Origin of the sequence: Paenarthrobacter sp. CM16 (genome assembly GCF_013179505.1) — a bacterium.
In the GTDB taxonomy this organism is placed as follows: Bacteria; Actinomycetota; Actinomycetes; order Actinomycetales; family Micrococcaceae; genus Arthrobacter.
Genome location: NZ_JABMCX010000367.1, coordinates 1 through 3,909, shown reverse-complemented (window position 1 = coordinate 3,909; position 3,909 = coordinate 1). Strand labels below are relative to the sequence as shown.

Below are 3,909 nucleotides of genomic sequence, written 5' to 3'. Positions count from 1 at the left end.
CGAGAAGCGTCTCCCCGTCCCCGCATTCGTGGTGGCGGCCAGCCGAAGTCAACCTGCACCGGCCTCTTGCCCATCTTTGGCTCAGGAACACCACGTTCCTCCCGCCGCGCCCGGGCAGCCCAGTCCTGACGCGCCCAAAAGACCAGAAGCCAAACGAAGAGACCACAGCTTACCGGCACGAACAACCGACTCCATTGACCGTCCGAAGCTGAGAACGAAACGCAGACCACCAGCGCTGTAAGAGTCATGGCGGCCATCACCCCTGCGAAAATTGTCATGGACCAAACTGACTCAACTATTGGCACCTACTTACCGCCGAACGTGATTTCGTCCCAGAGGTAGCTGTATAGATCACCGTCTCTGGTCCGTGCAAGGACCCGCTCCTGGCCCGCAGCCACAGCGCGGTCATGCCAGCGCTTGACCCCTTCATCGATCTCCTCGCGAAGGTCCACGTCTTCGGCGCGGAGCCTGAACCCGTCCGGCTCAGTCAAGCTGTTCTCCCTCCAACTGACGCACTACCTCGGCCACAGGAAAACGCCCAAGAAGACCAACCCTGCCATTGCCGGAATAGCAGCCGCTACCTTCGACAGAACGAGTTGGTACTCGTACGTCTTGAACAGCGTCCCCTCGGGCAGCCACGCCCAACCATCAACGCCGGATCGTGCCATCAAGTTGCGCATCAGATACAGCACCAGACCGCTGAGTATGAGGAATGCGCCGACGAGCGCCAAGAACGGATTACCCATCTACTCCCCTGCCCACGGGGACCTGAGAATGAGCGTCAGCACCACAATCAGCAGACCTCCGACGATCATCACTGCGCAGAAGAACACTCCGAGCATCTCGAAACCCCTGACCCGCTCCTCGCCTGCTTCCGTGTCGGCTTCATGGGGAGGTTCGGATTCAGAGAGCTCCCCTCTCCGCCCAATCATTTGTGAGGTGATCCAGTGCTGCCGGCGCGCGATTGGTCTCCTAAACAGCAGCCACACCAGGCCGATCCCTATGAAGACCAGACCCAGCGCCATGCATCCCCCTCAAGTCCTTGTCGTATCACCATCCTAGAAGCGCAGCGCCCTTCCACGGCCCGCGCCGCGCACCAATAGGTCCTCCATGCTTTTTCAGAACTGCAGTTGGCCATAAATGGCGCTGTTGTGCGCCGCTCCTTGTCGCCCTCGAATCACTCTCCCAGGGCTAGTGCGGGGCCAGCAGGCAACCTCCTCCGGCGTCGGCTCGAACTCGGCTCTAAACCCCAGCTTTCGAGACACAGAGGCTATGAGAGACCCCGGTGAGTTTAGAGAAGGAGTCGGAGGCCGCGGGCGGGATCGCCTATCGGATCAGCTGGTCACTTGAAGGACCTGAACACGATCGAGTCGAAAACGGCGCGCGCCTCTCTCATCAGCTCCGGATTGATCGATTCGTCGATATAGCGCACCGCGACGACAGCCCGCCGGCCCTCTAGGTCGACCACCCGGTAGGTCTCGTGTTCATTCTGAGTCGAGTACCAGTGTGTGCAGTGGTACATCATTTCTGAGTGGATGCAGAACTTGCCGCTGTCGCAGGCCGGGATGTCCACGTCGCCCTCGACGGAGTGGTCGAACTCGAAGCCGGGGTAATCGCCCACCCTGATCTTGACAGGAGGAGTGCTTGCCGTTGACGATTGCGCCGCCATAGCCCTAGTGAAGGCCCAGTCCGCAGGACCGACATCGGCAAGGGCACCCCTCCAGTTGCATGCGTCCATCGACACATAGAACGCGGACCCAAGAGTCAGGTGGACGGCCCATTCAGCCGGGTGATCCGGGTCATCCTTGCCCAGGCTATTGCCGTCGAGAGCAGACCAGCCGCCTGGAACGGTGATCTCGAAAGGCTCCTTGTAGCCGTCGACGGGGACTAGATACGTGCCGGCATCGATATCGCCACTCGTCGGCAGCGGCGGGACCGTGCGAGGGGCGCGACTCTCAGGCAGCGGTGGGACCGCGCGAGCCTCCGTCATCGGAGAACTGGCAGACGGCAGGGATGCGTCGTCGGACTCATACTCGCACCCGCCGAGACACCCAATCAGTGCGATAGCCAGCAAGGGCAAGAGATGGCGTGACCGCTGAGCGGCCTTTTCGATGGGTGTCCTAGAACTCATTGATCCACCAAGCCACTACAAGCTACCGTGAGGCCCCGCAGCCGGGTGGCCTCGCAGGCGGTCCGAGATGGGATGCCGTCGCCCCAGTCTCCTCCGGTAGAGAACCCGTGACAATGAGAGTTGGACGGAAATGAGTTCCGACTCATGCAACCCCCGCAATGACAGGAGCGCCCTGAAGCAGCGGCGAGGAAACGCCAAAATTGCGGCAGCTTTCACCGCCCGAGTCTAACCAGCCAATGAGACCTGGCGGTAGCCTACCTCTCGTAACCCTTGGCAAACGAGACGGCTCACTGGCTCTGTCCCGTAAGAGCCTGCTTCCTGTGCAAATGTCGTTTTCGGAAGCTAATTGCAAAACCTCCCGCTAGATTCCGGGGTTTGTGCAGACGGATAGTGATCAGTGACTGCCCGCTACTCATATGCACAAGTGCCTGTGGCTGCAGCTATGGACAGAATGAACCGCGCAGCGCTCCACCACGCAGCCCTGGAAAACGATGTTGCCGCCGTAGAGCAACTTCTTGGCGACGGCGCTTCTCCCGATGCTCAGGACAAAGCCGGATTCACGCCCCTACATTCTGCCGCGCAGGAATACTCAGTAGAAGCTGCTGCTGCGTTGCTTGGCGCCGGCGCCACCGTTGATCTTCAAAACGGCTGGGGCAACACTGCGCTCTTTACTGCTGTTGGTAATTCAAACGGCCGTGGCGAACTGATCAAACTCCTCCGATCGCACGGCGCTGATCCACACTGCGTCAACGGTAGTGGCCAGACTCCCGTAGGGCTGGCACGCCTGATCGGCAACTACGACGTCGCGCAGTAATTCACCGACGTAGCTGAATAACTGGCGCTGTCCAAGTCTTATCCTGATGCCATGGATAGAGTGCTGCTCGATCAGGTGATCATGAGGGACTACGGCCAGTTCGACCTCATCTGGGCTGACGAGGGCGGCTTCGACGGCATCTTTGAACGCTGCTTTGAGGGCCAGGTCAACGGCCTGGTCGGGGCTGCAGCTCCCAATGGCGTCTATATCAACCTCGGACGACGGTCTGGCGGCTCTGACATGCGCATCGTTCTCCTGGATAAGCCGCCAGCTGCGGAACCCGATATCTCGTGGGACGACATCGTCGAGGTATCCTTCACACTCCCGGCAGGACACGATCTGCGTTGGGCCTCGTGGGCGGACGAGACCACCGGCCAGCTAGCCGACTTGCCGCCCGGCAGCTACCGGCTGCGGGTCAGCGCGAAGGGACGCGACGAAGGCCATGATGGGGAATTCTCCGAAGAAGTCATCGATCATTACCTACTGGAGATGTGGCCAGCTACGCCGGAACCCGACGCCATCCTGCGTACCGGCAGCCAGAGCGCCGAGTACTGGCACGAGACGTGGGGAGGCCGCCGCTAGGAGCAGCATCGCATCAAGACTGTTAGCCGTGCCATCACTCAGGCAGTTCGCCGGCTGCGATGCGCTCGGCAGCGACCCTGTACGCCTCAGCGATGCAGCTCTCGACGTCGGGGGCAGCAATGCGCCAGACGTTCCGGCCTCCGACCTGAATACCCTGCAGATCGCCTGACTTCAGCAGCGCCCTGATCTGGTTCACTGACACATTCAGTTCCTCGGCCACCCGCTCCGTCGTCAGGAACCGGCGCTTCTTGGCATCCTCTGGCATACACAACCTCCTAAAGCCGTCCAAACACCATGGACCTCCAATTGCACAAACAGCAGTTATGCTAGTCGTTGGATTTATTGTTCGGGTTTGGGGGCGGGCATGGGAATTGCTTTTGAC

8 protein-coding genes are annotated in these 3,909 nt (G+C 60.4%); 2 read left to right on the top strand and 6 right to left on the bottom strand.

All coding sequences use genetic code 11. The features are described from left to right. From HP499_RS24920 to HP499_RS21790, 5 genes are all read right to left on the bottom strand, one after another. Positions 1–278 (bottom strand): hypothetical protein (locus HP499_RS24920; protein WP_216660236.1); only part of this gene is annotated, 278 nt, incomplete at its 3' end. 27 nt (positions 279–305) lie between these two features. Next, positions 306–491 (bottom strand): hypothetical protein, encoded by a 186-nt coding sequence (locus HP499_RS21805; RefSeq protein ID WP_172326193.1) that lies wholly within the window; start codon positions 489–491, stop codon positions 306–308. A 24-nt stretch (positions 492–515) separates the two neighbouring features. After that, on the bottom strand, positions 516–746 hold the full coding sequence (locus tag HP499_RS21800; RefSeq protein ID WP_172326192.1) for a hypothetical protein: 231 nt from the start codon (positions 744–746) through the stop codon (positions 516–518). Then, a complete protein-coding gene (locus tag HP499_RS21795) occupies positions 747–1,025 on the bottom strand; it encodes a hypothetical protein (protein ID WP_172326191.1) in 279 nt (92 codons plus the stop codon). Between the two features lie 317 nt (positions 1,026–1,342). Further along, positions 1,343–2,131 (bottom strand): hypothetical protein, encoded by a 789-nt coding sequence (locus tag HP499_RS21790; RefSeq protein ID WP_172326190.1) that lies wholly within the window; start codon positions 2,129–2,131, stop codon positions 1,343–1,345. Positions 2,132–2,573: 442 nt separating this feature from the next. Here HP499_RS21790 and HP499_RS21785 point away from each other — a divergent pair, with 442 nt between their 5' ends. Beyond that, positions 2,574–2,945 carry an ankyrin repeat domain-containing protein gene (locus HP499_RS21785; protein ID WP_172326189.1) on the top strand — a complete coding sequence of 124 codons (372 nt, stop codon included), beginning with the start codon at positions 2,574–2,576 and terminating at the stop codon, positions 2,943–2,945. A 51-nt stretch (positions 2,946–2,996) separates the two neighbouring features. Then, positions 2,997–3,527: a hypothetical protein gene (locus tag HP499_RS21780; RefSeq protein ID WP_172326188.1), complete on the top strand. Its 531-nt coding sequence runs from the start codon at positions 2,997–2,999 to the stop codon at positions 3,525–3,527. 34 nt (positions 3,528–3,561) lie between these two features. Here HP499_RS21780 and HP499_RS21775 read toward each other — a convergent pair whose 3' ends face one another. Further along, positions 3,562–3,792 carry a helix-turn-helix domain-containing protein gene (locus tag HP499_RS21775; protein ID WP_172326187.1) on the bottom strand — a complete coding sequence of 77 codons (231 nt, stop codon included), beginning with the start codon at positions 3,790–3,792 and terminating at the stop codon, positions 3,562–3,564. Positions 3,793–3,909 lie beyond the last annotated feature (117 nt).

What these genes read in the sequence shown, in the direction of transcription:
- HP499_RS21800 (WP_172326192.1), bottom strand. Translation starts at nt 746, where the DNA reads ATGGGTAATCCGTTCTTGGCGCTCGTCGGCGCATTCCTCATACTCAGC.
- HP499_RS21785 (WP_172326189.1), top strand. Translation starts at nt 2,574, where the DNA reads ATGGACAGAATGAACCGCGCAGCGCTCCACCACGCAGCCCTGGAAAAC.
- HP499_RS21795 (WP_172326191.1), bottom strand. Translation starts at nt 1,025, where the DNA reads ATGGCGCTGGGTCTGGTCTTCATAGGGATCGGCCTGGTGTGGCTGCTG.
- HP499_RS21790 (WP_172326190.1), bottom strand. Translation starts at nt 2,131, where the DNA reads ATGAGTTCTAGGACACCCATCGAAAAGGCCGCTCAGCGGTCACGCCAT.
- HP499_RS21780 (WP_172326188.1), top strand. Translation starts at nt 2,997, where the DNA reads ATGGATAGAGTGCTGCTCGATCAGGTGATCATGAGGGACTACGGCCAG.
- HP499_RS21775 (WP_172326187.1), bottom strand. Translation starts at nt 3,792, where the DNA reads ATGCCAGAGGATGCCAAGAAGCGCCGGTTCCTGACGACGGAGCGGGTG.